The following is a 413-nucleotide window of genomic DNA, read 5'->3' as shown; positions in this document are numbered from 1 at the left end:
CCAGATAAACCCTTCCCGATATCCCCGCCATCTTCGCGGAAACGGCGCTTTCCGGCTGCCTGAATGACATGATGTGTTTGCGGCGGCCGCTCTCCCAGGGCGAACGAGGTCCGATAAGATCGGCCTCAGTAAAACCAGCCGTGAAGGAGAACGACCATGTTGCATTATGTTGGTCTGGACGTGTCCGTCAAATCCGTGTCGATCTGCGTTGTCGATGGAGATGGAGAGGTGCTTGCGCGCGGCGAAACCAGTTCGGATCCGGACGAGATTGCATCGTTCATTTCGGAACATGCCGCCAAACCCGAGCGGGTTGTGCATGAGAGCGGCATTCTGGCCATCTGGCTCACCCGTGAACTGGAGAAACGCGGCCTTCCGATCATCTGCATTGATGCGCGCCTGGCACACAAGGCGCT

1 pseudogene is annotated in these 413 nt (G+C 57.9%); it reads left to right on the top strand.

Annotation, left to right across the window (positions count from 1 at the left end):
- Positions 1–156 precede the first annotated feature (156 nt).
- A pseudogene (locus ACFMBG_RS23680) lies at positions 157–413 on the top strand (IS110 family transposase); the annotation flags it as partial.

This window comes from Leisingera coralii (genome assembly GCF_049056525.1).
In the GTDB taxonomy this organism is placed as follows: Bacteria; Pseudomonadota; Alphaproteobacteria; order Rhodobacterales; family Rhodobacteraceae; genus Leisingera; species Leisingera coralii.
Note: the sequence above shows the minus strand (reverse complement) of the source record. Positions and strands in the feature narration are given on the sequence as shown.